The following is a 24,402-nucleotide window of genomic DNA, read 5'->3' on the forward strand; positions in this document are numbered from 1 at the left end:
GGAAGACGTCACACGTATTCTGTGATGGACCAATTCCCTCCGGACCGAAAGAGCGACAGTGGCGCTTGTCGTGCAGAAATACGGCGGATCGTCGGTGGCCGACGCCGACCGCATCCGTCGCGTCGCCGAACGCATCGTGGAGACCAAAAAGCAGGGCAACGACGTCGTGGTGGTGGTCTCGGCGATGGGTGACACCACCGACGACCTGCTGGACCTGGCTCAGCAGGTGTGCCCGGTGCCCCCGGCCCGTGAGCTGGACATGCTCTTGACCGCCGGCGAGCGGATCTCCAATGCCCTCGTGGCCATGGCGGTCGAATCTCTTGGCGCCCGCGCCCGCTCGTTCACCGGCTCGCAGGCCGGCGTGATCACCACCGGCACCCACGGCAACGCGAAGATCATCGACGTCACGCCGACCCGGTTGCAGTCCGCGCTCGAGCAGGGAGACATCGTGCTGGTCGCCGGCTTCCAGGGGGTCAGCCAGGACAGCAGGGACGTCACCACGCTGGGCCGCGGCGGCTCGGACACCACGGCGGTCGCGCTGGCCGCCGCCCTGCACGCGGACGTCTGCGAGATCTACACCGATGTGGACGGCATCTTCAGCGCCGACCCGCGGATCGTGCACAACGCCCGCAAGCTCGACACCGTGACGTTCGAGGAGATGCTCGAGCTGGCCGCCTGCGGCGCCAAGGTGCTGATGCTGCGCTGCGTGGAGTACGCCCGCCGCTACGACCTGCCGGTGCACGTCAGGTCGTCGTACTCGGACAAACTAGGCACCATCGTCGTCGGATCGATCAAGGACACACCCATGGAAAGCCCCCTTCTGACCGGAGTCGCGCACGACCGCAGCGAGGCAAAGGTGACCGTCGTCGGGATCCCGGACATCCCCGGGTACGCGGCGCGGGTCTTCCGGGCCATCGCCGAGGCCGACGTCAACATCGACATGGTGCTGCAGAACGTCTCCAAGATCGAGGACGGCAAGACCGACATCACCTTCACCTGCTCGCGCGACAGCGGGCCCACCGCGGTCGCCAAGCTGGACTCCCTCAAAGACGAGATCGGCTTCACCCAGCTGCTCTACGACGACCACATCGGCAAGGTGTCGCTGATCGGAGCGGGCATGCGCAGCCATCCCGGAGTCACGGCGACCTTCTGCGAGGCGCTCGCCAACGTCGGCGTCAACATCGAGCTGATCTCCACCTCCGAGATCCGCATCTCGGTGCTGTGCCGCGACACCGAACTAGACAAGGCCGTCGTGGCGTTGCACGAGGCGTTCGGGCTCGGCGGCGAGGAGGAGGCCACGGTGTATGCGGGGACGGGTCGATAAATGGTTGCCATCGGTGTTGTAGGGGCCACCGGCCAGGTCGGTCAGGTCATGCGCAGGCTGCTCGACGAGCGCGACTTCCCGGCGACCAGCGTCCGGTTCTTCGCGTCCGCTCGCTCGCAGGGCCGCAAACTGCCGTTCCGTGGGCAGGAGATCGAGGTGGAGGACGCCGCGACCGCTGACCCCACCGGCCTGGACATCGCGGTGTTCTCCGCGGGCAAGACGATGTCGCTGGTGCAGGCGCCGCGATTCGCGGCGGCCGGAGTCACGGTGATCGACAACTCGTCGGCGTGGCGCAAAGACCCCGACGTGCCGCTGGTGGTCTCGGAGGTCAACTTCTCCCGCGACGCTGCCCACCGACCCAAGGGCATCATCGCCAACCCGAACTGCACCACGATGGCCGCGATGCCGGTGCTCAAGCCGCTGCACGACGAAGCCCAACTCCTGCGCCTGGTGGTGTCGAGCTACCAGGCGGTGTCCGGCACCGGGCTGGCCGGCGTGGAGGAGTTGGCGACCCAGGCGCGTGCCGTCATCGACGACGTCGAAAAACTGGTGCATGACGGCAGTGCGCTGCAGTTCCCGGCGCCCAAGGCCTACGTCGCGCCGATCGCGTTCAATGTGCTGCCGCTGGCCGGATCGCTGGTGGACGACGGATCCGGGGAGACCGACGAGGATCAGAAGCTGCGTTCCGAGAGCCGCAAGATTCTCGGCATTCCCGACCTGCTGGTCAGTGGGACCTGCGTGCGGGTTCCGGTGTTCACCGGGCACTCGCTGTCGATCAACGCCGAGTTCGCCCGGCCGCTCTCACCGGAGCGGGCCCGCGAACTGCTCGCCGGGGCGCCGGGCGTGAAACTGGTCGATGTGCCCACGCCGTTGGCCGCCGCCGGAGTCGACGAGTCACTGGTCGGCCGGATCCGGCGCGACGAGGGTGTACCGGACGGGCGGGGGCTGGCGCTGTTCATCTCGGGCGACAACCTGCGCAAGGGAGCGGCGCTGAACACGATCCAGATCGCCGAGCTGCTGGCCGCCGAACTGTGACCCGCGGGTGAGTTCCGCCCGCACCCGCCCGGTTCTACGCCGCTCGCTGATCGCCGCGTCGGTAGCGTATTTGCTTGTCTCGCAATCGGTTTGGATTGTGCATGCCGATCCGCCCGCGCCTGTCCCGCAGCCCATCCTGGGCCCCCTGGCTCCCGGGCAGGTGCTGCGGCTCGGTCCGACAGCCGGAACCGGTACTCCCACAAAGGATTACGGCGTCGGTGCCACCGACCTCTGCGAATTCCTCGAGTTCCCCGCCGAGCTGTTGCAAGTCTGCGGCGACAGTTTCGCTGGCCAGGGCGTCGGATTCGGCGGCTGGTACTCGCCGGTCGCGTTGCACGTCGACACGGCGTCGGTCGATGACCCGGACGGGGTGCGCTACACCGGGGTGACCGGAGTCAGCAAGCCACTGCTGGCGGACGCCGCGCCCCCGGGAGACTCACAGCTGCCCGCCGGGGTGGTGCAGATCAATCGGCGCAACTACTTGATGGTGACCACGACCAACGACCTCAAGCCGCAATACTCCCGGTTGGTGACGGCCGAACCGGCGCACGCCGGCTGGCAGACGGTTCCGGGCTCGAAACGCGACGCGGCCTTCCAAGGCGGCTCGCAGACGCAGATCAGTGGGTACTACGACCCGATCCCCGCGCCCGATTCCCCGAGCGGGTGGGTGTACATCGTGGCCAACAGCTTCACCCGCAGCCAGTCGGTGGTGCTGTATCGCGCCACGCCGCAGACCTTTACCGACCGGTCCCGCTGGCAGGGCTGGGCGGCCGGGCCGGGCGGCGGCTGGAACAAGGCCCCGACGCCGCTCTGGCCCGACCAGGTGGGGGAGATGTGCGTGCGGCAGGTCGAGGGCAAGACGGTGCTGTCCTATTTCAATGCCAGCACCGGCAACATGGAGGTCCGGGTGGCCGATGACCCCACATCGCTGGGCAGCGCGCCGGTGACCACCGTGGTCCAACACGACGAGTGGCCCGATCCGGCCGAAAGCCTGCCGCCGCCGAACGACAATCGGCTGGCGCAGCCGTACGGCGGGTACATCTCACCCGGCTCGACCCTGGACGAGCTGCGAATCTTCGTGAGCCAGTGGGACACTCGCGCGCGGGTGAGCGCCCCCTACCGGGTGATCCAATTCGCGGTCAACCCGTTCAAGCCCTGATCGGTTGCTATATCTTGGCTTTCGGTCCGAGTACGTCCGCCCGAGATCCGAGCGCATGACATCCCACGGCGTCAATTGACCGTCAGCTGGTATGTGGCCGTATTCAGGCGGGGAGGCGTTCGGCGCGACCACCCGGAAGGCCCGACGCCGGCGCTGCTTGAGTCAGCGCGCTGCGGTGACGGCGTCGCCCGGTGGGGTCGTCCTGGCGGGCCCCGATTCGCTAATGGAGGTCCGATTGCGCAATCGTGCCAAAGGCTTTGGCGCCCACCAGTTCAGGCCGCCGAACACGTGCATGAACGCAGGCACCAACAGCACCCGCACCAACGTCGCGTCGGCCAACACCGCAATGGTCAGCCCCACCCCGAACATACGCATGAACGACACCTCGGCGGAGATGAGAGCGGCGAACGAGATCGACATCAACAGCGCTGCGGCAGTGATTACCCGGCCTGTGCGCGCAAGGCCTAGCGCGATGCTTTCGTCGTTGTCGGCGTGTGTTTGGGGCGAGTCCAGCCAGTATTCGCGGATGCGTGAGAGCAGGAAGACCTCATAGTCCATCGACAATCCGAATGCGATGCAAAACATCAGCACGGGGATGTTCGCGACCAACGTTCCGGTTGGTGTGGTGCCCAGCGCACCCAGATGCCCGTCTTGGAAGATCCAGACCAGAGCGCCGAACGCCGCTGTCAGCGAAAGCATATTGAGTAGAACTGCCTTGATCGGCAGCACCACACTGCCCGTAAATAGGAAAAGTAGCACCAGCGTGACGACGGCTATGAAACCAAACACCGAGGGCAACCGCGACGTAATCCCGTTGACACAGTCTCGATTCATCTGCGCGATGCCAGTCATCAGCACCGCCTGATGGCCCGGCAGCGCAATTGCGTGCAGGCGAGCCAACTGGTTCTCGGATGCTTGCGTATACAGCGGCGCAGTGCTTTCGACGGTCAGGTAAGCGCTGCCATTGGCCAATGCGGCAGGAGCGGATGGCGGCCCTTTGGGCGCACCGGCGACGAAGGTTCCGGTCGGCGAGGACACCGCTGATACGTCGGTCACCCGGGATAGCTGCGCGGCATACCTGTCGAGGTCCGGCTGCGTCAGGCCGGCGGTTTCGGGAAGGACGATCGTCACCCTGGTTTCAGCGTTCGCGTTGAAGCCGTCGCGGATTCGATCGCCGACGACCCGTGCCGACGATGACGTGGGCAGTACTCGGTCGTCGGGATAGCCCCACCTGATACCGAGGAACGGAGCGCCCAGCGCCAGCAACAGAGCGATGATCGCCAGGCCGACGCGGATCGCGTGCCGCGTGACCAGTTTGGCGGTTCGGTACCAGAAGCTCCGTTCAACGGGCCGCTGTGGTGGTTCGGGGCGCCGGAACAGTTGCCGACCTAGTTGCCAGACGTTCAGCGCGTCGAGCCGGTCACCCAGCAACACAATCACGGTCGGCGCCACCACCACAGCCGCCAAGGCGGAAAACGCCACCACTGCAACGCCCGCATACGCGAAGGACTTCAGGAAGTACATCGGGAAAAACACCATCGCGGCCAGCGCGAGGGCCACCGTCATCGCCGAAAACAGCACGGTGCGCCCTGCAGTCGTCAGGGTACGCACGAGAGCTTCGTCGCGGTCCACCCCTACGGCCAGTTCTTCGCGGTACCGACTGACGATCAGCAGTGTGTAGTCGATGGCCAAGGCCAGCCCCAGCGCGACCGTGACGTTCAACGCGAAGATTGACACGTCGGTGACCAACGCGAGCGCGCGCATTACCGCGAGTGCACCCAGGATCGCGAATCCGCCCACGGCCATCGGCAGTGCCGCTGCCAGCAGCCCGCCGAAAACCCACACCAGCGCAAGGAAACTCACCGGTACCGCGATGAGTTCCATTCGTAGCAAGTCTTTTTCGGTCTGATGGTTGACTTGTGAATAGACCATCGCAGTCCCGCCCGCTCGCACCGTGACCCCGTCGTGGTCACGCGCGAGGCGGTCCGCCAGTGATTGGGCATGCTTGGGTGCGCTGTTTTCATCGCCATTGAGCGTGGCGAGAATCATCGCCGACTTCCCGTCGACGCTGAGCATGCCCGGGGCCGCTTGCGGCGTGTCCCACGGCGACGCCACCTGCGCCACGAACGGTGATTGGGCAAGCTGTCGCACGATGTCGGTGCCGACGGCCCGTGCGGGGCCGTCTTCGGCACCGCCCTCCGAACTCACCAGCAGCACGATCTCCATGTCTCCCCGATTGAGCTTTTCGGCGAGGACTGCTGCCGCGTGGGCGGATTCGGAAGTCCGATCGACAAGCCCGCCGCCAGACAGACTATTCGCGGCGGGGATGCCGAAGATGGCCGTGCCGACCATGACGAGGATTGCGACCGCGATGACCCGTCGCGGCGCGGCGATGGCGATGCGGGCCAGTCTCGTTAGCATGTGACCGTCCTCTGTGGTGATCTGCGGCTAGTGGTGAAACCCCGTGAATGTGCGGCCACGGCCGGGCAGATGCAGTGCCGCCGACACACCCGCTGATCCAGCGCGGATCACCACCACGTGCTCGGGTGGTCCGCATCAGCTCCTCGATCTCACGCGGAGCGCTCCACGCAGGCGGCCGCCATGTTGCCTAGCGCAGCGCGAGAAGAATCGTCAATCACCTTGTCGTCCAGACTATTTCGTGCGTATTCGACACGGTGGTCAATCATGTCCTCGATGCTCTGCGCAGCACCTGTGGCGACGATCAACGTCCTGAAGCGGTCAAGCATGTCGTCGTCGAGGTCTTCGCTGTTCATCAGTTCGACAAGCTGACGGCGGGTCGGCGCGTCCGCCATCTGGTAGGCCATCACCACAACACTGGTCGCCTTGCGTTCGAGCAGATCCCCGCCACTGGGTTTGCCCGTGTTGGCCGACGAGCCGAAGACTCCTAGCATGTCGTCGCGAAGCTGGAAGGCTTCCCCGACAGCGGCACCGTAGCGTCCCAGCTGAGATACCGCGCGATCGTCGCAGCCAGCCATCGCAGCGCCGATTTCCAACGGCCGGCGCACCGTGTAATTGCCCGACTTGCGCCGCGCCACGTCCAGTACCGCGTCCAGCGGCGGCAGGTCGCGGACATCGCTTGCCAGGTCGGCGAATTGGCCCACCGCCAGTTCGATGCGCATGGCGTCGTAGCGCGGCCATAGTTGCTGCAGACGGCGGCCTTCGACCCCGCTCTCGCGCAACATCTGCTCGGCCCAAATCAGGCAGAGATCACCCAGCAGGATGGCCGCTGATTCGCCGAAACGCTCGGCCGAGCCGGACAACCCGCGTTCGCGGTACGACTGGGTCAGCTGGACATGGGCCGCTGGGCGACCCCGCCGCTTCGACGACTGGTCCATCACGTCGTCTTGTAGGAGCGCGAAGGCGTGCAGCAATTCCAAACTGGCCGCGGCCCGCAGGGCCGCGTTGCTCGGCTCAGCGCCACACAACCAGCCCACGTACATGAAGGCAGACCGTAAACATTTGCCGCCGGAGACAAACTCCACCAGTGTGTTGCCGGCGGCGTCGAGACCTGCCCCGTTGAGCTCAACGGAGCAGCGCGTTCCGACGAAGTCCGCCACCTCGTCCAGCACGGCACGCCGCACGTTGGATCGCCAAGCATCGTCGCCGACAGTGCCCGACTGGGAGCCTGCCGTTAGCTGCGGCGAATGCGTACCGGCCGGCGATGACAAGGCAGTCATCTCAGAACGTGGTGAGGTTGGCCGCCGGATCCGCCGCGGCGCTCGCTGCGGTGCCCACGGGCGGAGCCACCGTCGCGGTCGCCGCACGACCGGTCGCCTTCACTGTCTCGTTCTGAACGTTCATGGACCTTGACTCCTCGGGGTTACAGACGGCGCGATGCCGTCATGCTCGACGTTGCCGCCCGTTATTCGGCGCCAGTCCAGTAACGGATGGGTGGAGATAGCCACGAATTTCAGGCACGACCTACCCAGGCCTCAGTCCTCGCGATCGACCTTGAAGGAATAGCAGCGGCTGCGGCGCCCAACCGGCCCCCTTGTCACCGGGGACGCCCGAGTCTGCGGTCGTTTGGGACACTGCAAGTCGTCCGCAGAGCAGCCGCAGCGAAGCCGACCACAGCTTGCCTGCGTCAACGCAGGTAATTGGCGGTCAACCCGTTCCAGCCGGATAGCGACCGGCGAACTGGTTTTGCCAGCTAGGAATGGGTTTTAGCTCATAGCTGGCACTTAACCAACGCATAGCGGCAACTACTGTTTACCCCCGCATCATGTGTCTCATGAGTGAAACATCTGAAACCCCAACTGTGCGGTCCTCGACCGCCACCGCCCCGGTGCCGGCCGCTGAGCCCGCACCATACGTCCACAAGACCCCCAAGGTCTTCTTAGCCGCGGCCTGGGTTGCCATCGTCGCCGGCATCGTGTTCATCGTCTCCATCATCTTCTTCGCCGGAATGGCGCTCGGGCATCATGGCGGCGGTCATCACCACCACCACAAGCACCACGCGGCGTTCGCGCACCATCACCCGATGGGTGGCCCGGGTGGTCCCGGCGGCCAATGGGGCCCGCCGCCCGTCCAACAGGGCGCTCCGCAGGGTGGACCCGCGTCGGCTCCCGCTCCCGGACCCAGCCAGATCCCGTCGTCGGTCGCTCCCTCGCACTAGCCGCAGGGCCGGTGTAGGACAACCAACAGTTCAGATGCTCACGGGGCAATAGGAGGACCCCGGGGGGCCACTAACTCGACAAGAAAGTAGCCCGGCGCTCACCCCCCGAGCGCCGGGCTACCAGTCATTTCGCGACAAGCCGCACTTGGAACCCAATTGGGTTAATTCACAGCAACTTTGTTTTCCCGGGCCTGTTACATGGTTGCCGACGGGGGCAGTATTCAAGGCATGAGTGAAACCCCTGAATCCTCAACCCAGCCGACTTCCGCTGCCGCCGCTCCGCCGCCGCCACCACCGACACCGCCACCGCGGGTGGGGCCGCCGCCAGCACCGCTGCCGCCGGAGCCCGTCAAGCCGCCCAAACTGTATGTGGCCGCGGCGTGGGTGGTCATCGTCGCGGGCATCGTCTTCATCCTGTCGGTCGTGTTCTTCTCCGGAGCAATCGTCTTCGGGCATTACCACCACTGCCATCACCACCACCCCGGCATGATGGGGCCCGGCGGTCCGGGTGGTCCCGGCGGTCCCGGCCCGTGGCAGTACGGCGGTCCCGGCGGCCCGGGTGGTCCCGGCGGTCCGCCTCCGTGGGTGTTCGGACCTGGCCCCGGGTTTGCCCCTCCGTTCCCCGGTGGCCCCGGTCCGGGCTTCCCACCGGCGTTCGGCCCGGGTGGTCCGGGTGGGCCGGTTGCGGGCCCGTTCGGTGGCGGGGGCCCCGCTTCGACGCCGCCGAGCTCAAGTCCGAGCCCGGGTCCGCGGCCCTAGCCGGAGCTAGCGACTGCTCCTCAAACCCGTTGACACCGGTTCTGATCGAGCGGTTCGGGCTAGCCGGTTTGGGTATTCGACACACGGCCTTCGGAGTACGTGAGATCAGCCCAGTTAACGAGGAGACGGCCACATGACAGAGCGCTTCACCACGAACGACGCCGGTATCGCCGCGCCCAGCGACGAACGGTCACTGACGATCGGTCCCGACGGTCCGATCCTGCTGCAGGATCACTACCTCATCGAGCAGATGGCGCAGTTCAACCGGGAACGGATCCCGGAGCGCCAGCCGCACGCAAAAGGTGGGGGCGCCTTCGGCCACTTCGAAGTGACCAACGACGTCAGCAAGTACACCCGGGCCGCGGTGTTCCAGCCGGGCACCAAGACCGAGATGCTGGCCAGGTTCTCCACCGTGGCCGGCGAACGCGGCAGCCCAGACACCTGGCGCGACCCGCGCGGCTTCGCGCTCAGGTTCTACACGTCGGAGGGCAACTTCGACATGGTCGGCAATAACACGCCAGTCTTCTTCATGCGAGACCCGATGAAGTTCCAGCACTTCATCCGGTCCCAAAAGCGCATGGCCGCAACGAATTTGCGCGACCACAACATGCAGTGGGACTTCTGGAGCCTGGTTCCCGAATCCGCGCATCAGGTGACCTGGCTGATGGGGGACCGCGGCATCCCCAAGAACTGGCGTCACATGAACGGCTACAGCAGCCACACCTACAGCTGGATCAACGCGGCCGGTGAGATCTTCTGGGTGAAGTATCACTTCATCAGCGATCAGGGCATCGACTACCTGACCCAGGAAGACGCCGACCGGCTGGCCGGTGAGGATGGCGATTACCACCAGCGTGACCTGTACGAGGCGATCGAGCGTGGGGATCACCCGAGCTGGACGCTGAAGATGCAGATCATGCCGTTCGAGGAAGCCAAGACCTATCGGTTCAACCCGTTCGACCTGACCAAGGTGTGGCCGCACGGCGACTACCCGCTGATCGATGTCGGCAAGATGACCCTGGACCGCAACGTCACCGACTACCACACCGAGATCGAGCAGGCCGCCTTCGAGCCGAACAACACGGTGCCCGGCACCGGGCTGAGCCCGGACAAGATGCTGCTGGCCCGCGGATTTTCCTACTCGGATGCGCACCGCGCGCGGCTGGGCGCCAACTACCGGCAGATCCCGGTCAATACGCCGCACGTGGAGGTGAACAGTTACTCCAAGGACGGGGCGATGCGGATGAAGAACGCCTCCGATCCCGTCTATGCGCCGAACTCCTACGGCGGCCCGCACGCCGACCCTGCGCGCGCGGCCGAGGTGGGGTGGGTGGCCGACGGGCAGATGGTCCGCGCCGCGTACACCTTGCGCGCCGACGATGACGACTGGGGCCAGGCCGGTACCCTGGTCCGCGAGGTCCTCGACGACGAAGCGCGGGATAGGTTGGCGCACAACATCATTGGTCACGTGTCGAAGGGTGTCAAAGAGCCGGTGCTGTCACGGGTATTCGAATACTGGAGCAACGTCGACCCCGACCTCGGCAAAAAGGTCGAAGAAGGTGTGCGATCGAAGCTGGGGTAGTAGAAATTCGATCTTCGCCGCCGCGCAACGCCCTGGCATGATCGAGACTCATGACCATTGAAGTCGTTTACACCGCGGAATCCACAGCAACCGGGGGCGGGCGCGACGGCCACGTGAAGTCGGACGACGGCCGCATCGACCTCGACACCCGGCCGCCAAAGGCGCTGGGTGGCAGTGGCGAAGGCACCAACCCTGAGCAGCTGTTCTCCGCGGGGTACGCCGGCTGCTTCCTCAGCGCGCTGCGCCTGGTCGCCGGCAAAGCGAAGGTCAAGCTCGATGACGCCACCACCGTGACCGTCCAGATCGGGATCGGACAAGACTCCTCCGACGGCGGGTTCGGGATCACCGCCAAGATCGTCGGCTACCTGCCCGGTCTCGACCAGAGCGACGCGAGCGATCTGGTGGAAGCCGCTCACGAGGTGTGCCCGTATTCGAAAGCCACCCGGGGCAACATCGACGTGGACATCTCGGTCAAGGTCTAGCCGGGCAGTTGAATCCAGCGATGCGAATCTCCGTCGCGGCGGTGACGGTCGGTATGGCCGTCGGGACCGCATCGGCGATGCCGGTCGCCGCCGCCCATCCGTCGGATCCCGGGGTGGTGTCCTACGCGGTCCTCGGCAAGGGGTCGGTCGGCAACATCGTCGGTGGACCGATGGGCTGGGAATCAGTGTTCACCGAACCCTTTCAGGGATTTTTCGTCGACCTCGCCGACTGCAACAACTGGGCGGACATCGGGCTGCCGGAGGTGTACAACGACCCCGACCTGGCGTCGTTCAACGGAGCCGTCAGCCAGACCTCGGCCAGCGATCAGACCCACTTGGTCAAGCAGGCCATCGGGGTGTTTGCCACCCCCGACGCCGCGGCCCGGGCCTTCCACCGGGTGGTCGACCGAACCGCGGGGTGCTCGGGTCAGACCACCGCGATGCACCTGGAGAACGGGTCTACCCAGGTGTGGTCGTTTGCCGGGGGGCCGGCGACGGGTACTGACGAGAACTGGACCAAGCAGGAAGCGGGCACCGATCGTCGTTGCTTCAATCAAACCCGGCTGCGTGAAAACGTGTTGCTACAGGCCAAGGTTTGCCAGTCTGGCAATGCCGGACCCGCGGTCAACGTGCTGGCCGGGGCAATGCAGAACGCACTGGGGCAGTAGCGCGGCGGATGTGGGTATTCGTGACAGCCAGATCGGGAGGACCTGCGGGAACGGGAATATGTCGGTGCCATCTGCATGATGAACTGATGGCGGTTATCGTTCCGGTAGCTGCCCAACATGGCGCCCGTCCTGCACCGTTCAGGCTTTGGTCGGGCCCGGAGGGATCGTGATATGACGCTGGCCGCTATCACTGCCGCGACCTCACAGCCGGATGCCGCCCGCCTTCTCGAAGCCGAAATGGCTGATTCCTCGGCGGCTGCGCAATACATCGCCGACGGTTGCTTGGTTGATGGCCCGCTGGGTCGCGTCGGTCTGGAGGTTGAGGCGCATTGCTTCGACCCGCTCGACCCGCGCCGCAGGCCGAGCTGGACTGAGATCACCGACGTCATTGAGTTGCTACCCCCACTGCCATGCGGCAGCGCGGTCACCGTCGAGCCCGGCGGCGCCGTCGAATTGTCCGGTCCGCCCCGGGACGGCGTGGTCGCGGCCATCGACGCGATGAACCGTGACCAGGCGGTGTTGCGTAAAGCGTTCGCGGACGTCGGGCTGGGACTGGTCTTTCTGGGCGCCGATCCGCTGCGGTCACCTAAGCGGGTCAACCCGGGCGCCCGTTACCGTGCCATGGAGCGGTTCTTCGCGGCCAGCCACTCCGGTGAGGCGGGCGCGGGGGTGATGACGTCGACCGCCGCGGGTCAGGGCAACGTGGACGCGGGCCCGCAGTCCGGGTGGGCGGCGCGGGTACGGCTGGCCCATGCCCTCGGGCCGACGATGATCGCGATCGCGGCCAACTCTCCTTTGTTGGGCGGCGAATTCACCGGCTGGGTCTCGACGCGGCAGCGGGTGTGGGGCGCGATGGACTCGGCACGCTGCGGACCGATCCTGGGCGCCAGCGGCGACGAGCCGGGCACCGACTGGGCGCGCTACGCGCTCAAGGCGCCGGTGATGCTGGTGAACAACCCGGAGGCCGTGCCGGTCACCCATTGGGTGCCCTTCACCGACTGGGTGGAAGGCCGGGAGTTGCTCGGCGGGCGCCGTCCCACCGTCGCCGACCTGGACTATCACCTGACCACACTGTTCCCGCCGGTACGCCCCAGGCGGTGGCTGGAAATTCGCTACCTCGACAGCGTGCCGGACGACCTGTGGTCCGCAGTGGCGTTCACCCTGGTGACCCTGCTTGACGACCCGGTGGCCGCCGATCGCGCCGCCGAGGTCGTCGAACCGGTGGCCACCGCCTGGGACACCGCGGCCCGGCTCGGGCTGCGCGATCGGCGGTTGCTTGCGGCCGCCAACCGCTGCGTTGCCATCGCGGCGGAGCGGACGCCGGCGGAACTGACCGACGCCATGCAGCGGTTGCTCGACAACGTGGCGCAGGGCCGATGTCCGGGTGACGAGTTCGCCGATCAGGTGGTCGACCACGGCATCGCGGCAACGGTGTCGCAGTTGGCGCAAGGGGGCCTGTGACTTCCAGGGAAAAACTCGCCGGCGATCTGGACCGGGCGCGTTCGCGCACGCTGCGGCTGGTCGATTTCGACGATGCCGAGCTGCGCCGCCAGTACCACCCCTTGATGAGCCCACTCGTATGGGACCTGGCGCACATCGGCCAACAGGAAGAGCTGTGGCTGCTGCGCCGCGGAGACCCGGCCCGGCCGGGTATGTTGCCGCCCTCGATCGATGGCCTGTACGACGCGTTCGTGCACTCGCGCGCCAGTCGCGTCGATCTGCCGTTGCTGTCCCCGGACGAAGCCCGCTCATATTGCCGCACGGTGCGTTCCGCTGCACTGGATGCGCTGGATGCGCTGCCCGACAGCCCGGCCGGTGACCGCGCGGCCTTCGTGTACGGCATGGTGGTCAGCCACGAGAACCAGCACGACGAAACCATGCTGCAGGCGTTGAACCTGCGCACCGGCGCGGCGCTGCTGCGCGATCCCGGCGAGCTGCCCGCCGGCCGGGCGGGCATAGCCGGAACCTCGGTGCTGGTGCCCGGCGGTCCGTTCGTCCTGGGCGTCGACGCCGCCACCGAACCGTATTCGTTGGACAACGAGCGGCCCGCCCACGTCGTCGACGTGCCCACGTTCGGGATCGGCCGGGTCCCGGTCACCAACGGCGAATGGCAGCATTTCATCGACGACGGCGGCTACACCGAGTCGCGCTGGTGGTCACCCCGCGGCTGGGAGCATCGGGTGAGCGCGGGCCTGACCGCACCGCAGTTCTGGAGCTCCGACGCCCGTACCCGGAGCCGGTTCGGCCACATCGAAGACATCCCCGCCGACGAATCCGTGCAGCACATCAGCTATTTCGAGGCCGAGGCGTACGCGGCATGGGCCGGTGCGCGGCTGCCCACCGAAGTCGAATGGGAGAAGGCCTGTGCCTGGGACCCGGCGACCAACACCCGGCGCCGCTACCCGTGGGGCGCGCAGGACCCGTCGGACGATCTCGTCAACCTGGGCGGCACGTCCCTGCGTCCGGCACCCGCCGGCGCGTATCCCGCCGGCGCCTCGGCCTACGGGGTCGAACAGATGCTCGGCGACGTGTGGGAGTGGACCAGCTCGCCGCTGCGGCCGTGGCCGGGGTTCGTCCCGATGATCTACGAGCGTTACTCCGAGCCGTTTTTCGACGGTGACTACCGGGTCCTGCGAGGCGGGTCGTGGGCGGTCGAATCGGCCATCCTGCGGCCCAGTTTCCGCAACTGGGATCACCCGTACCGCCGCCAGATCTTCTCCGGCGTCCGGCTGGCCTGGGACGTCCCCGACGCTAAAGACTCCGCCTGATGTGCCGTCACCTCGGCTGGCTCGGCGCGCAGACCAGCGTGTCTTCGCTGATCCTGGATCCACCGTTCGGCCTGCGTGTGCAGTCCTACGCCCCGCGTCAGCAAAAGCACGGCCTGATGAACGCCGACGGTTGGGGCGCGGGATTTTTCGACGAAGGGGTGCCCCGTCGCTGGCGGAGCTCGGCGCCGATCTGGGGCGACACGTCGTTCGAATCGGTCGCGCCGGCGCTACGCAGCCACTGTGTGGTGGCGGCGGTGCGTTCGGCGACCGCCGGCATGCCGATCGACGTCAGCGCCACGGCGCCCTTTACCGACGGCCAATGGTTGTTGTCGCACAACGGAATTGTTGATCGAACCGTGCTGCCATTGACGTCGACGGCCGAATCCGTCTGCGACAGTGCGGTACTGGCGGCCACCATTTTCGCGCTCGGGCCGGATGCAGTGGGTGAAACCATCGCGCAGATCGGTGCACTCGATGGAGACGCGAGACTGAACATCTTGGTTGCCGACGGCTCTCGCATGCTCGCCACAACGTGGGGCGACACCCTGTCGATCCTGCGCCGCGACGACGGCGTGGTCCTGGCAAGCGAGCCCTATGACGACGACTCCGCATGGGAGGACATACCGGATCGTCACCTCGTCGAAGTCACCGCAACCGATGTCACGCTCACCGCGCTCGACTGACCGAAAGGAACTTCATGACGCTGACGCTGTCTAACCACCTCGCCGCCGACTCCGCCCACCGGGCGTTGCGCCGCGATGTGTTCGACGGCCTGCAGTCGGCCCCGAAGTCGTTGCCGCCCAAGTGGTTCTACGATTCCGTGGGTAGTGATCTGTTCGACCAGATCACCCGGTTGCCGGAGTACTATCCCACCCGCGCCGAAGCCGAGATCCTGCGGGCGCGGTCGGCCGACGTCGCATCGGCCAGCCAGGCCGACACCCTCGTCGAGCTGGGGGCCGGGACATCGGAGAAGACCCGCCAGCTGCTGAACGCGCTGCGCGACCGCGGATCGCTGCGCGGGTTCGTGCCTTTCGATGTCGACGCGAGCATGCTGCAGTCGACCGCGAACGCGATCCAGGGCGAGTACCCCGATGTCGAGATCAAGGCCGTCTGCGGCGATTTCGAGGAGCATTTGGCCCAGATCCCGAGCGGCGGCCGGCGTCTGTTCGTCTTCCTCGGCTCGACGATCGGCAACCTCACACCCGGTCCTCGCGCCGAGTTCCTGGCGGCCCTGTCCGCGGTGATGCAGCCGGGGGACAGCCTGCTGCTGGGCACCGACCTGGTCAAGGACACTGGCCGGCTGGTGCGCGCCTACGACGATGCCGCCGGCGTGACGGCCCGCTTCAATCGCAATGTGCTCGCAGTGATCAACCGTGAACTCGACGCCGATTTCGACGTCGATGCCTACCAACACGTGGCCCGTTGGAACAGCGACGAGGAACGCATCGAGATGTGGCTGCGGTCCCAGAAGGCTCAGCGGGTGCGGATCAACGCGCTCGAGCTGACCGTCGACTTTGCCGCCGGCGAGGAAATGCTCACCGAGGTGTCCTGCAAGTTCCGCCCGGACGGGGTGAACGCCGAACTGGCCGACGCAGGACTGCGCCGTGAGCAGTGGTGGACGGACAGCGCCGGCGATTTTGGGCTGTCGTTGGCGCTCAAGTGACCGACAGCGATTCACTCGCTGACCGGTGGCGGGAGGCGCGCCCGCCGGTCGCTGGGTTGCATCTGGACAGTGCGGCATGTTCGCGCCAGAGCTTGTCGGTGATCGCCGCCGCCGCCCAACATGCCCGATACGAGGCTGAGGTCGGCGGGTATGTCGCGGCCGAGGCCGCCGCACCCGCGCTCGACGCCGGCCGGGCCGGCTTCGCCGCGCTGGCGGGCATGCCCGACGCCGAGGTCGTGTTCACCACCGGTGCGCTGAACGCCCTGGATCTACTCCTCGGCGGCTGGCCGGCCGAGCACAAGACGGTGGCCTGCCTACCCGGCGAGTACGGCCCCAACCTGGCCATGCTGCTGGCCCACGGATTCGACCGCCAGTTGCTGCCGACCCTTGACGACGGCCGGGTTGCCCTCGACGATGCGGCGCTGGCGCTGCAGACCGACCCGCCCGACTTCGTCCACCTCACGGCGGTCGCCAGCCACACCGGTGTCGTGCAACCGGTGGCGATGATCGCCCGGCTCTGTTCCGAGTTGGGACTGCCGTTGGTGGTCGACGCCGCCCAGGCTTTGGGACAGGTGGACTGCGCGGCGGGCGCCGACGTCACCTATTCCACCTCGCGCAAATGGATCGCCGGGCCGCGCGGGGTGGGCGTCCTTGCGGTGCGCCCCGATCTGATGGAGCGGTTGTCGCCCCGGCTGGCCCCACCCGACTGGGCCCCGCAGTCGACGGTCGCCCAGCAACTTGAATTCGGTGAGGCCAATATCGCTGCGCGCGTGGGCTTTTCGGTGGCGTTGGGTGAACATCTGGCATTGGGGCCGGATGCGGTGCGGGCACGGCTGGCCGAGCTGGGCAGCATCAGTCGTTCGTTGCTGGCCGACGTGCCGGGATGGGCGGTGGTCGAAGAGGCCGAAGAACCCAGCGCGATCACCACCCTGGCGTCACTCGATGATGCGGACCCGCAGGCGGTGCGGGCCTGGCTGCTGGCCGAACGGCGGATTCTGACGACCTATGTGGGGGTGCCACGGGCGCCGCTGGAGCTCTCCGCGCCGAGGCTGCGCATCTCGCCGCACGCCGACACCACCACCGCCGACCTGGAGAGTTTCGCCGAGGCGCTGATCGCCGCGACGGCCGCGGTGGCCTAAGCAGGCACCGTCTACAGGCTCGCTCGATTCGTCAGTCGGCCTTGTGCGCCGTCAACAGGAACGCGGGCAGCTTCATCCGGCCCTTGTCGTCGCGGTCGTGCGGCGGCATCGGGTTCTCTCCTTGCTGACTTTCCGCGGGAATGTTCGCGTGGATGTAGGCGGGCCGAATCTCGTCGATCTCCCAGTATTTGCTCACCGCGGTGCGCAATTCGTCCTCTGCGACCTGATTGGGCCGCTGCTGCCACTCCTCGGGGAAGGCACCCTTGGCGAACACCAGCACGAAATAGCTGGCGCCCGGGGCCGCCGCACGGTGGATCGAGCTCAAATAGCCGTCGCGGCCCTCGACCGGTATCGAGTGGAACAGCGTGCTGTCGGCCACCGTGTTGAACCGTCCGTCGTAGCCGGTGAGCGAGGTGATATCGGCCTGCGCGAAGCTGGCCGTCGTCAGGCCGCGTTCGGCGGCGGCCTTGGTCGCCGCGGCGACGGCGGTCGGGGTGAGGTCGATGCCGACCACCGTGTAGCCCTGCGCGGCCAGCGTCAACGACAGCTCTGCGACACCGCACCCCGCGTCCAGCACGTCGCTGCGGAACTTGCCTGCCGCGATCAACGCGGCCAACTCCGGTTGCGGCTCACCGATATTCCACGGCGGCGGACCTTCGAATTCGCCCTGCTCGCGGTAAGCTTCGTCCCAGTCCATGACTTCAGATGACATGGTTCCAACGTACTCGCGACTAGGCCGGCCAGGTATGCACCGGCTCGTTGGCGTGCATGTGTTCGCAGTACCGGCGCAGCATTTCGGCCAGCGCCGCGGGCCGGCTCATCCCGCCGTCCTGCAGCCGGCGGACCGTCGCGATCTGCCAGCTGGCTCCATTGCGCCCGCTGCGGGCGCGGCCCTCGATGACACCCAGGAACCGCTCGCGCACCTCGGTGTCGACGCCCCAGCTGCGCAGCCCTTCGTGGGCGAGCGGCAGCAGGGTATCGAGTATCAATTGCCGCGCCGGCACCTCGCCCTGATCGGGCCAGTGCAGCCGGGCGTCCATGCCGGCCTGCGCACCCTCAAGGAAATTGCGTTGTGCTGCAGCGAAACTCATCTCCTTCCAGATCGGGGTCTCTGCGGCCGACAGGCTGCGCAGCATGCCGTAATAGAAGGCCGAGTTCGCCAGCATGTCGATGACGGTGGGCCCGGCCGGCAAGACCCGGTTCTCCAGCCGCAGATGCGGGCGCCCGTCGAGAACGTCGTAGACCGGCCGGTTCCAGCGGTACACGGTGCCGTTGTGCAGGCGTAGTTCCGCGAGCTGCGGGGTGCGTCCGGCATTCAGCTCGGCAACCGGATCCTCGTCGGACAACTCGGGCAGCAGCGACGGAAAGTAGCGGATGTTTTCCTGGAACAAGTCGAGGATCGAGGTGATCCAGCGCTCGCCGAACCACACCCGCGGACGCACGCCCTGGCTCTGCAGCTCCTCCGGCCGGGTGTCGGTGGACTGCGCGAACAATTCGATACGGGTTTCCATCCACAGCTGGTGGCCGAAGAAGTAGGGCGAATTGGCGCCGAGCGCCAGCTGCGGACCGGCGATCGCCTGGGCCGCGTTCCAGTTCGGGGCGAAGTCATCCGGGGACACTTGCAAATGCAATTGCATACTGGTGCAGGCGGATTCGGGCGCGATGGTAGCGGCCTGCCAGCTCAGCGGCTCCGGCCCGGAGATGTGAATGGGGATGTCCTCACCGCGGGCATTGAAGATCGAATCGTTGAGGGCCGCGTACCGTACCGACTCGCTCATCCACCCGTCGTCGAGATGTTCGGGCATCAGCGTGGGCAGGATGCCGATCATGACGATGTGGGCCCCGCCCGAGCTGGCCTTGGTCTCGGCGTCGTTGAGGCTGGCCCGCACCTCTTCTTCCAGGTCCAGGCCGGTGTGGCCCGGCAGCGGCCGGGGTGGCACGTTGAATTCGATGTTGTAGGCGCCTAATTCGGTCTGGAAGGCCGGATCCGCGATCGCTTCCAGGACCAACCGGTTCGACATCGCGGGCTGATAGTCGGCGTCGACGAGGTTGCATTCGATCTCCATGCCGGTGAGCGGCCGGTCGGAATCGAAGCGAGACTCGGCGAGCATCGTCTCGAAGACGTCCAGACACAACTGCACCTTGCGCCGGTACTCCCGCCGGTGTGCGCGGTCATACGTGGTGCGCTTGACCTCTTCGCCCACAACGCCGATGCAACAGGTTTACCGCCGGTAACGCAAGAGTGACGGTCCGAACAGCGGCCGGGAGTCTGGTAACTGGGTACACCATCATGGACGATGAAGTGTCACAGCTCACCACCTTCAGGAGCGCAATTGGCCGAGTCGCCCGAGTTCATCGCCGCCATCGACCAGGGCACCACCAGTACTCGCTGCATGATCTTCGATCACGACGGCACCGAGGTTGCCCGCCACCAACTCGAACATGAGCAGATCTTGCCCCGCGCCGGCTGGGTCGAGCACAATCCGATCGAGATTTGGGAGCGCACCTGCTCGGTGCTGATGTCCGTGCTGAATTCGGTCAGCTTTTCGGTGAAAGACATTGCTGCGCTGGGAATCACGAATCAACGCGAGACCACGCTGGTGTGGAATCGGCACACTGGGCGGCCTTACTGCAATGCCATCGTCTGGCAGGACACCCGTACCGACCGGATCGCGACAGCGCTGGAGCGCGATGGTCGCGGTGACGTGATCCGCCGCAAGGCCGGCCTGCCGCCGGCCACGTATTTCTCCGGCGGGAAGCTGCAGTGGATCCTGGAGAACGTCGACGGCGTGCGCGCGGCGGCCGAGAGCGGCGATGCCTTGTTCGGCACACCCGACAGCTGGGTGCTGTGGAATCTCACCGGCGGCCCGCGGGATGGCGTGCATGTCACCGACGTGACCAACGCCAGCCGGACGATGTTGATGAACCTCGAGACACTCGACTGGGACGACGAGCTGCTGTCGTTCTTTTCCATTCCGCGCGAGATGCTGCCTGCGATCGCGTCGTCATCGCCGCGGGAGCCCTTTGGTATCACCGTGGGCAGCGGACCGTTGGGCGGCGAGGTGCCGATCACCGGTGTGCTCGGTGATCAACACGCGGCGATGGTCGGTCAGGTGTGTCTTTCCGCGGGCGAGGCGAAAAACACCTACGGCACCGGCAATTTCCTGCTGCTCAACACAGGGGAGTCGATCGTGCGGTCGGACAACGGCCTGCTGACCACCGTGTGCTATCAGTTCGGCGATGCCAAACCCGTTTATGCGCTTGAGGGTTCGATAGCGGTGACCGGCTCGGCGGTCCAGTGGCTGCGCGATCAGCTGGGCATCATCAGCGGTGCGGCCCAAAGTGAGTGGCTGGCAAGCCAAGTCGACGACAATGGCGGGGTGTATTTCGTACCGGCGTTCTCCGGATTGTTCGCGCCCTACTGGCGATCGGATGCCCGTGGCGCGATCGTCGGGCTATCCCGATTCAACAACAACGCGCACCTGGCCCGGGCGACCCTGGAGGCGATCTGCTACCAGAGTCGCGATGTGGTGGACGCCATGGCCGCGGATTCCGGTGTGCGCCTTGAGGTCCTGAAGGTCGACGGCGGCATCACCAACAACGAACTATGCATGCAGATTCAGGCCGACGTACTGGGTGTGGACGTGGTGCGGCCGGTGGTCGCCGAGACCACCGCGCTGGGTGCCGCCTACGCGGCCGGGCTGGCCGTCGGGTTCTGGGCCGACCCATCCGACCTGCGGGCGAACTGGCAGGAAGACAAGAGATGGACGCCGACGTGGAGCGAGGACAAGCGGGCAGCGGGATATGCGGGCTGGCGTAAGGCGGTGCTGCGGACCCTGGACTGGGTGGACGTCTCGTAGCGAAATGCCCGCCGGCAACGTTGTGCCGGCGGGCATTTCAGTGGCGATCAGTCCTCGCCGAGGATGCCGTAGATCTCGCGACGCGCGTTGTTGACGATGTCGACAATGCGCTGCTGCTGTTCGGCGGTGGCGGTGTGCGCGGATTGCGCTACCGCGCCGAACAATTGGCCGACGGCCGCGCGCAGGTTGACCTGCCCGGGGTCGGCGCCTTCGGTGATCTCATCCCACGGCGGGGTCTCGATCTTCTCGGCCGCGGCGCGGCCCTCCTCGGTCAGCTCGAAAAGCTTTTTGTTGCCCTCGGATTGGCTGGCGGTGATCAGGCCTTCGTCGTCGAGCAGCTGCAGGGTCGGGTAGACCGAACCGGGGCTCGGCTTCCACAGCCCGTTGCTGCGCTCGGCGATCTGCTGGATCATCTCGTAGCCGTGCATCGGCTGCTCGGCAAGCAGCGTCAGGATGGCCGCCCGCACGTCGCCGCGCTTTCCGCGGTTAGGTCCGCCGCGGCGGAATCCGCCGCGCCGGCCGCCCGGGCCGAAGCCGAAACCGGGACCGAAGCCCGGGCCAAAGCCTGGGCCGAAGCCAGGGCCGAATCCGGGACCGAAGCCCTGGTCGCCGCCGTGCTCGCGGAGCTGTTCGAAGAATTCCCGACGGGCGTGCCGCTTGGCGCCGTGCAGGGCGCGACGTTGCGCGGCGGGGCCGGGTCCGAAACCGAGTCCGAAACCGGGCCGTCCGCCAAACGGGCTGGCAGGTGGAGTGAATGGGTTGCTCATTGTGTAGTCCTTACGTTTTTGGGAGAGCGCCCCGGATGGGCGCTTCGGAATATCACGATATATCGAAAACGATCGCGATGCAACGGTCTATTCCAATCCTGGCGAACTGGTGGGGCTGACCTGCGGTAGCGGCAGGCGCGGCGGCCGGTTTGTTTCCGGCGGACGACGGGTAAAGAAAAGGCGATGAACGCTGATAAGTCCAACGTGACGTTTGAGCCCAAAACTCGCAGCTCAACGGACCCGGCGCCGCTCCAAACCAGCCGCAACGTGCAGATGTGGCCGTGGGTCAACTGGGGGGTGGCGCTCTCGACGGTGCCGGCCTCCGCGATCGTGATGTTGTTCGCCCTCGGCGCCGTCATGAGTACCGACGGTTGCGCAGATCACGACTGCCCCAACCTGGGAAATGGGGGAATCGATTTCGGCGTCGCGTTCTACGGCGCGCCGCTGGTGGCCTTCGTCGTGATCGTCATTTCGTTCTTCACGGCCAAGCGCCGCAAGGGCATCGTGGTTCCGCTGCTCGGCTGGGCGCTGTTGGTCGCCGACGTCGTCGTCATGGCGGCCAGCGTCGCCGGCTAGCCGCTGCGGACCTAGTGCGGCGGCGAAAAGCCGCCGTACTGCTGATTCTGCGGCGGCCACCCAGGCGGCTGCTCGGGCCACGGGACGGGCTGACCACCGAATTGCGGCCCGACCGCCCAGGGGGTGGGTGCCGTCGGCCATGGCCCCATCGGCGTGGGCGGGCGAAGCCGCGCCAGCTCTCTGCGATGCCGTTCGGCGAGGACCGCGGCGAGCACCAACTCCGGCGGAACACCGGGCGGTGGGGGCGGTGCGATCCGGGATACCACGTCGCCGGCAATCCGGTACGCCATCTGCTGACGTACGCGGCGATCGAGTTGCGGTGCGCGGGAGAGGAATTGGCGCGCGACTTCGGCTTGGCCGGCGTCCAGGCCGGACAGCTGCAGCGACGACGCCCACCACGCCAGTGCGGGTGGCATCATCGGCGGCGGCCCCAGCCGGGGTGCGCGTTCGCTGACGACGATGGTGCCGGCGAAGATGTCGCCGATGCGCTTGGCCTTCGGCGACAAGATGCTGCTGATGACGGCGGGGCTGCCCAGGAACATCCAGATCTCGATGACCGACGCGAGTGCGCGAAACAGGGCCTGCCGGAAACGTTCTGGCCCGCCGTCGTCGGAAACCACCCGCAGGCCCATGACGATCTTGCCCACCGACCGTCCCCGCGTGGCGGTTTCGAAGATCAACGGATACCCGACCATGAACAGCACCGTGAAGATGATCAGCACGGCCGTGCTCAGCGCGCTGTCGAACTGGGTCAGCGCCGCCGCCCAGACCATCAGGGCCAGCACGTAGCAGATGAAGATCACTGAGATGTCGATTAGCGCGCTCACCGCCCGCACCGGCAACTGGGCGACCTGCACGTCGAGCACCACGGCGTCCCCGGTCACCACCTCCGACATAACACCGAACGGTACAGGTTGTGCGGGTGTCACCGACCGCATCCGGCCGGGCGAAAACTGCGATTAGGCTGCCCAGGGTGGACGTCGACGCATTCGTGCTGGCCCATCGCGCTACCTGGGACCGGCTGGAGCAGTTGATCAAGAAGCGCAGGTCGTTGACCGGCGCCGAGGTCGACGAACTCGTGGAGCTCTATCAGCGGGCGTCGACCCATTTATCCACGCTGCGCTCCGCAAGCACGTTCGGGTCGGATTCGCTGATGGTCGGACGGCTTTCCAGTCTGGTCGCGCGGGCCCGGTCCGCGGTGACCGGTGCGCACGCGCCGGTGAGCAGTGCGTTCACCCGGTTCTGGACGGTGTCGTTCCCGGTGGTCGCCTATCGCAGCTGGCGGTGGTGGCTGGGTACGGCGGTGGCGTTTTTCGCCGTCGCGGTGGTTATTGCGTGCTGGGTCGCCGGCAACCCCGAGGTGCAGGCCGCTGTCGGAACACCAAGTGATATCGACCAATTGGTGAACCACGACGTCTCGTCCTACTACAGCGAACACCCGGCCGCGGCGTTCGCCCTGCAGGTCTGGGTGAACAACTCGTGGCTGGCCGCGCAATGCATCGCGCTCTCGGTGTTGCTGGGCATCCCGATTCCGTTCGTGCTGTTCGAAAACGCCGCCAACCTGGGCTTGATTGCCGGCCTGATGTTCCACGCCGGCAAGGGCGGCATCCTGCTGGGCCTGCTGCTGCCCCACGGGCTGCTGGAGCTGACGGCGGTGTTCCTGGCCGGCGCATCGGGGATGCGGCTGGGGTGGTCGGTGGTATCGCCCGGCGACCGGCCCCGCGGTCAGGTGCTCGCCGAACAAGGCCGGGCCGTCGTGTCGGTCGCGGTGGGACTGGTGGGCGTGCTGCTGGTCTCGGGGCTGATCGAGGCGCTGGTGACCCCGGCGCCGGTGCCGACCTTCGTGCGGGTCGGTATCGGCATCGTCGCCGAGGCGGCTTTCTTGTCCTACATCGTGTATTTCGGCCGCCGTGCCGCGAAGGCGGGCGAGACCGGCGACATCGACGAAGCGCCCGACGTCATACCGACACGGTGAGCGGAACGG

23 protein-coding genes are annotated in these 24,402 nt (G+C 66.7%); 16 read left to right on the forward strand and 7 right to left on the reverse strand.

What is annotated here, in order from left to right; all coding sequences use genetic code 11:
• The first annotated feature begins 58 nt into the window (after nt 1–58).
• Genes MNAB215_RS10550 through MNAB215_RS10560 form a run of 3 tightly spaced genes read left to right on the forward strand, consistent with a single transcriptional unit; the run spans nt 59 to nt 3,518 of the window.
• Nucleotides 59–1,324, forward strand: coding sequence for an aspartate kinase (locus MNAB215_RS10550; RefSeq protein WP_077078818.1), 1,266 nt, complete (start codon nt 59–61; stop codon nt 1,322–1,324).
• Entirely contained in the window at nt 1,325–2,359 is a 1,035-nt protein-coding gene (locus MNAB215_RS10555; protein WP_077078819.1) for an aspartate-semialdehyde dehydrogenase, read from the forward strand.
• Between the two features lie 7 nt (nt 2,360–2,366).
• Nucleotides 2,367–3,518 (forward strand): DUF4185 domain-containing protein, encoded by a 1,152-nt coding sequence (locus MNAB215_RS10560; RefSeq protein ID WP_077078820.1) that lies wholly within the window; start codon nt 2,367–2,369, stop codon nt 3,516–3,518.
• A gap of 162 nt (nt 3,519–3,680) precedes the next feature.
• Here the strand turns inward: MNAB215_RS10560 and MNAB215_RS10565 are convergent, their stop codons facing one another.
• From MNAB215_RS10565 to MNAB215_RS30505, 3 genes are all read right to left on the reverse strand, one after another.
• Nucleotides 3,681–5,939 carry an MMPL family transporter gene (locus MNAB215_RS10565; RefSeq protein ID WP_077078821.1) on the reverse strand — a complete coding sequence of 753 codons (2,259 nt, stop codon included), beginning with the start codon at nt 5,937–5,939 and terminating at the stop codon, nt 3,681–3,683.
• 149 nt (nt 5,940–6,088) lie between these two features.
• Entirely contained in the window at nt 6,089–7,216 is a 1,128-nt protein-coding gene (locus MNAB215_RS10570) for a polyprenyl synthetase family protein (RefSeq protein ID WP_077078822.1), read from the reverse strand.
• A gap of 1 nt (nt 7,217) precedes the next feature.
• Entirely contained in the window at nt 7,218–7,340 is a 123-nt protein-coding gene (locus MNAB215_RS30505; RefSeq protein WP_281253309.1) for a hypothetical protein, read from the reverse strand.
• Nucleotides 7,341–7,770: 430 nt separating this feature from the next.
• Between MNAB215_RS30505 and MNAB215_RS10575 the strand changes: the two genes are divergently transcribed.
• The 10 genes from MNAB215_RS10575 to egtE all read left to right on the forward strand — a co-directional run bounded on the left by MNAB215_RS10575 (nt 7,771) and on the right by egtE (nt 17,215).
• Nucleotides 7,771–8,154, forward strand: a complete 384-nt coding sequence (locus MNAB215_RS10575; RefSeq protein ID WP_077078823.1) for a hypothetical protein — start codon at nt 7,771–7,773, stop codon at nt 8,152–8,154.
• 228 nt (nt 8,155–8,382) lie between these two features.
• Nucleotides 8,383–8,913: a hypothetical protein gene (locus MNAB215_RS10580; protein WP_077078824.1), complete on the forward strand. Its 531-nt coding sequence runs from the start codon at nt 8,383–8,385 to the stop codon at nt 8,911–8,913.
• Between the two features lie 133 nt (nt 8,914–9,046).
• Nucleotides 9,047–10,495, forward strand: a complete 1,449-nt coding sequence (locus MNAB215_RS10585) for a catalase (RefSeq protein ID WP_077078825.1) — start codon at nt 9,047–9,049, stop codon at nt 10,493–10,495.
• Between the two features lie 50 nt (nt 10,496–10,545).
• Nucleotides 10,546–10,977 carry an organic hydroperoxide resistance protein gene (locus tag MNAB215_RS10590; protein WP_077078826.1) on the forward strand — a complete coding sequence of 144 codons (432 nt, stop codon included), beginning with the start codon at nt 10,546–10,548 and terminating at the stop codon, nt 10,975–10,977.
• Between the two features lie 20 nt (nt 10,978–10,997).
• Nucleotides 10,998–11,645 carry a sensor domain-containing protein gene (locus MNAB215_RS10595; RefSeq protein ID WP_077078827.1) on the forward strand — a complete coding sequence of 216 codons (648 nt, stop codon included), beginning with the start codon at nt 10,998–11,000 and terminating at the stop codon, nt 11,643–11,645.
• 171 nt (nt 11,646–11,816) lie between these two features.
• On the forward strand, nt 11,817–13,106 hold the full coding sequence (gene egtA / locus MNAB215_RS10600; RefSeq protein ID WP_077078828.1) for an ergothioneine biosynthesis glutamate--cysteine ligase EgtA: 1,290 nt from the start codon (nt 11,817–11,819) through the stop codon (nt 13,104–13,106).
• Complete coding sequence (gene egtB, locus MNAB215_RS10605) at nt 13,103–14,413, forward strand: ergothioneine biosynthesis protein EgtB (RefSeq protein WP_077078829.1); 1,311 nt, start codon at nt 13,103–13,105, stop codon at nt 14,411–14,413. The genes egtA and egtB overlap by 4 nt, the downstream gene beginning before the upstream one ends.
• Nucleotides 14,413–15,096, forward strand: coding sequence for an ergothioneine biosynthesis protein EgtC (gene egtC, locus MNAB215_RS10610; RefSeq protein ID WP_077078830.1), 684 nt, complete (start codon nt 14,413–14,415; stop codon nt 15,094–15,096). The genes egtB and egtC overlap by 1 nt, the downstream gene beginning before the upstream one ends.
• A 14-nt stretch (nt 15,097–15,110) precedes the next feature.
• Complete coding sequence (gene egtD, locus MNAB215_RS10615; RefSeq protein WP_077078831.1) at nt 15,111–16,076, forward strand: L-histidine N(alpha)-methyltransferase; 966 nt, start codon at nt 15,111–15,113, stop codon at nt 16,074–16,076.
• The gene (egtE, locus tag MNAB215_RS10620) at nt 16,073–17,215 is read left to right on the forward strand and encodes an ergothioneine biosynthesis PLP-dependent enzyme EgtE (RefSeq protein WP_077078832.1); all 1,143 of its coding nucleotides are present in this window, start codon (nt 16,073–16,075) and stop codon (nt 17,213–17,215) included. The genes egtD and egtE overlap by 4 nt, the downstream gene beginning before the upstream one ends.
• A gap of 31 nt (nt 17,216–17,246) precedes the next feature.
• On the opposite strand, the gene MNAB215_RS10625 is transcribed toward egtE, so the two are convergent.
• Both MNAB215_RS10625 and MNAB215_RS10630 read right to left on the reverse strand, forming a co-directional pair.
• Nucleotides 17,247–17,927, reverse strand: a complete 681-nt coding sequence (locus MNAB215_RS10625) for a class I SAM-dependent methyltransferase (protein WP_077078833.1) — start codon at nt 17,925–17,927, stop codon at nt 17,247–17,249.
• A 19-nt stretch (nt 17,928–17,946) separates the two neighbouring features.
• The gene (locus MNAB215_RS10630) at nt 17,947–19,419 is read right to left on the reverse strand and encodes a glutamate-cysteine ligase family protein (protein ID WP_077078834.1); all 1,473 of its coding nucleotides are present in this window, start codon (nt 19,417–19,419) and stop codon (nt 17,947–17,949) included.
• Between the two features lie 93 nt (nt 19,420–19,512).
• Here MNAB215_RS10630 and glpK point away from each other — a divergent pair, with 93 nt between their 5' ends.
• Complete coding sequence (glpK, locus tag MNAB215_RS10635) at nt 19,513–21,075, forward strand: glycerol kinase GlpK (RefSeq protein WP_165691564.1); 1,563 nt, start codon at nt 19,513–19,515, stop codon at nt 21,073–21,075.
• 47 nt (nt 21,076–21,122) lie between these two features.
• Here glpK and MNAB215_RS10640 read toward each other — a convergent pair whose 3' ends face one another.
• Nucleotides 21,123–21,842, reverse strand: coding sequence for a PadR family transcriptional regulator (locus MNAB215_RS10640; protein ID WP_077078836.1), 720 nt, complete (start codon nt 21,840–21,842; stop codon nt 21,123–21,125).
• A gap of 183 nt (nt 21,843–22,025) precedes the next feature.
• Here MNAB215_RS10640 and MNAB215_RS10645 point away from each other — a divergent pair, with 183 nt between their 5' ends.
• Nucleotides 22,026–22,418: a hypothetical protein gene (locus MNAB215_RS10645; protein ID WP_077078837.1), complete on the forward strand. Its 393-nt coding sequence runs from the start codon at nt 22,026–22,028 to the stop codon at nt 22,416–22,418.
• Between the two features lie 11 nt (nt 22,419–22,429).
• Here MNAB215_RS10645 and MNAB215_RS10650 read toward each other — a convergent pair whose 3' ends face one another.
• Nucleotides 22,430–23,314 carry an RDD family protein gene (locus MNAB215_RS10650; RefSeq protein ID WP_077078838.1) on the reverse strand — a complete coding sequence of 295 codons (885 nt, stop codon included), beginning with the start codon at nt 23,312–23,314 and terminating at the stop codon, nt 22,430–22,432.
• Between the two features lie 77 nt (nt 23,315–23,391).
• Here MNAB215_RS10650 and MNAB215_RS10655 point away from each other — a divergent pair, with 77 nt between their 5' ends.
• Nucleotides 23,392–24,393 carry a stage II sporulation protein M gene (locus MNAB215_RS10655; RefSeq protein WP_077078839.1) on the forward strand — a complete coding sequence of 334 codons (1,002 nt, stop codon included), beginning with the start codon at nt 23,392–23,394 and terminating at the stop codon, nt 24,391–24,393.
• Nucleotides 24,394–24,402: the final 9 nt, after the last annotated feature.

This window comes from Mycobacterium numidiamassiliense (genome assembly GCF_900157365.1).
In the GTDB taxonomy this organism is placed as follows: Bacteria; Actinomycetota; Actinomycetes; order Mycobacteriales; family Mycobacteriaceae; genus Mycobacterium; species Mycobacterium numidiamassiliense.

Coding starts and splice junctions, on each gene's coding strand:
- MNAB215_RS10555 (WP_077078819.1), top strand. CDS start 1,325: ATGGTTGCCATCGGTGTTGTAGGGGCCACCGGCCAGGTCGGTCAGGTC.
- MNAB215_RS10565 (WP_077078821.1), bottom strand. CDS start 5,939: ATGCTAACGAGACTGGCCCGCATCGCCATCGCCGCGCCGCGACGGGTC.
- MNAB215_RS10570 (WP_077078822.1), bottom strand. CDS start 7,216: ATGACTGCCTTGTCATCGCCGGCCGGTACGCATTCGCCGCAGCTAACG.
- MNAB215_RS30505 (WP_281253309.1), bottom strand. CDS start 7,340: ATGAACGTTCAGAACGAGACAGTGAAGGCGACCGGTCGTGCGGCGACC.
- MNAB215_RS10575 (WP_077078823.1), top strand. CDS start 7,771: ATGAGTGAAACATCTGAAACCCCAACTGTGCGGTCCTCGACCGCCACC.
- MNAB215_RS10580 (WP_077078824.1), top strand. CDS start 8,383: ATGAGTGAAACCCCTGAATCCTCAACCCAGCCGACTTCCGCTGCCGCC.
- MNAB215_RS10585 (WP_077078825.1), top strand. CDS start 9,047: ATGACAGAGCGCTTCACCACGAACGACGCCGGTATCGCCGCGCCCAGC.
- MNAB215_RS10590 (WP_077078826.1), top strand. CDS start 10,546: ATGACCATTGAAGTCGTTTACACCGCGGAATCCACAGCAACCGGGGGC.
- MNAB215_RS10595 (WP_077078827.1), top strand. CDS start 10,998: ATGCGAATCTCCGTCGCGGCGGTGACGGTCGGTATGGCCGTCGGGACC.
- egtA (WP_077078828.1), top strand. CDS start 11,817: ATGACGCTGGCCGCTATCACTGCCGCGACCTCACAGCCGGATGCCGCC.
- egtC (WP_077078830.1), top strand. CDS start 14,413: ATGTGCCGTCACCTCGGCTGGCTCGGCGCGCAGACCAGCGTGTCTTCG.
- egtD (WP_077078831.1), top strand. CDS start 15,111: ATGACGCTGACGCTGTCTAACCACCTCGCCGCCGACTCCGCCCACCGG.
- MNAB215_RS10625 (WP_077078833.1), bottom strand. CDS start 17,927: ATGTCATCTGAAGTCATGGACTGGGACGAAGCTTACCGCGAGCAGGGC.
- glpK (WP_165691564.1), top strand. CDS start 19,513: ATGAAGTGTCACAGCTCACCACCTTCAGGAGCGCAATTGGCCGAGTCG.
- MNAB215_RS10640 (WP_077078836.1), bottom strand. CDS start 21,842: ATGAGCAACCCATTCACTCCACCTGCCAGCCCGTTTGGCGGACGGCCC.
- MNAB215_RS10645 (WP_077078837.1), top strand. CDS start 22,026: ATGAACGCTGATAAGTCCAACGTGACGTTTGAGCCCAAAACTCGCAGC.
- MNAB215_RS10650 (WP_077078838.1), bottom strand. CDS start 23,314: ATGTCGGAGGTGGTGACCGGGGACGCCGTGGTGCTCGACGTGCAGGTC.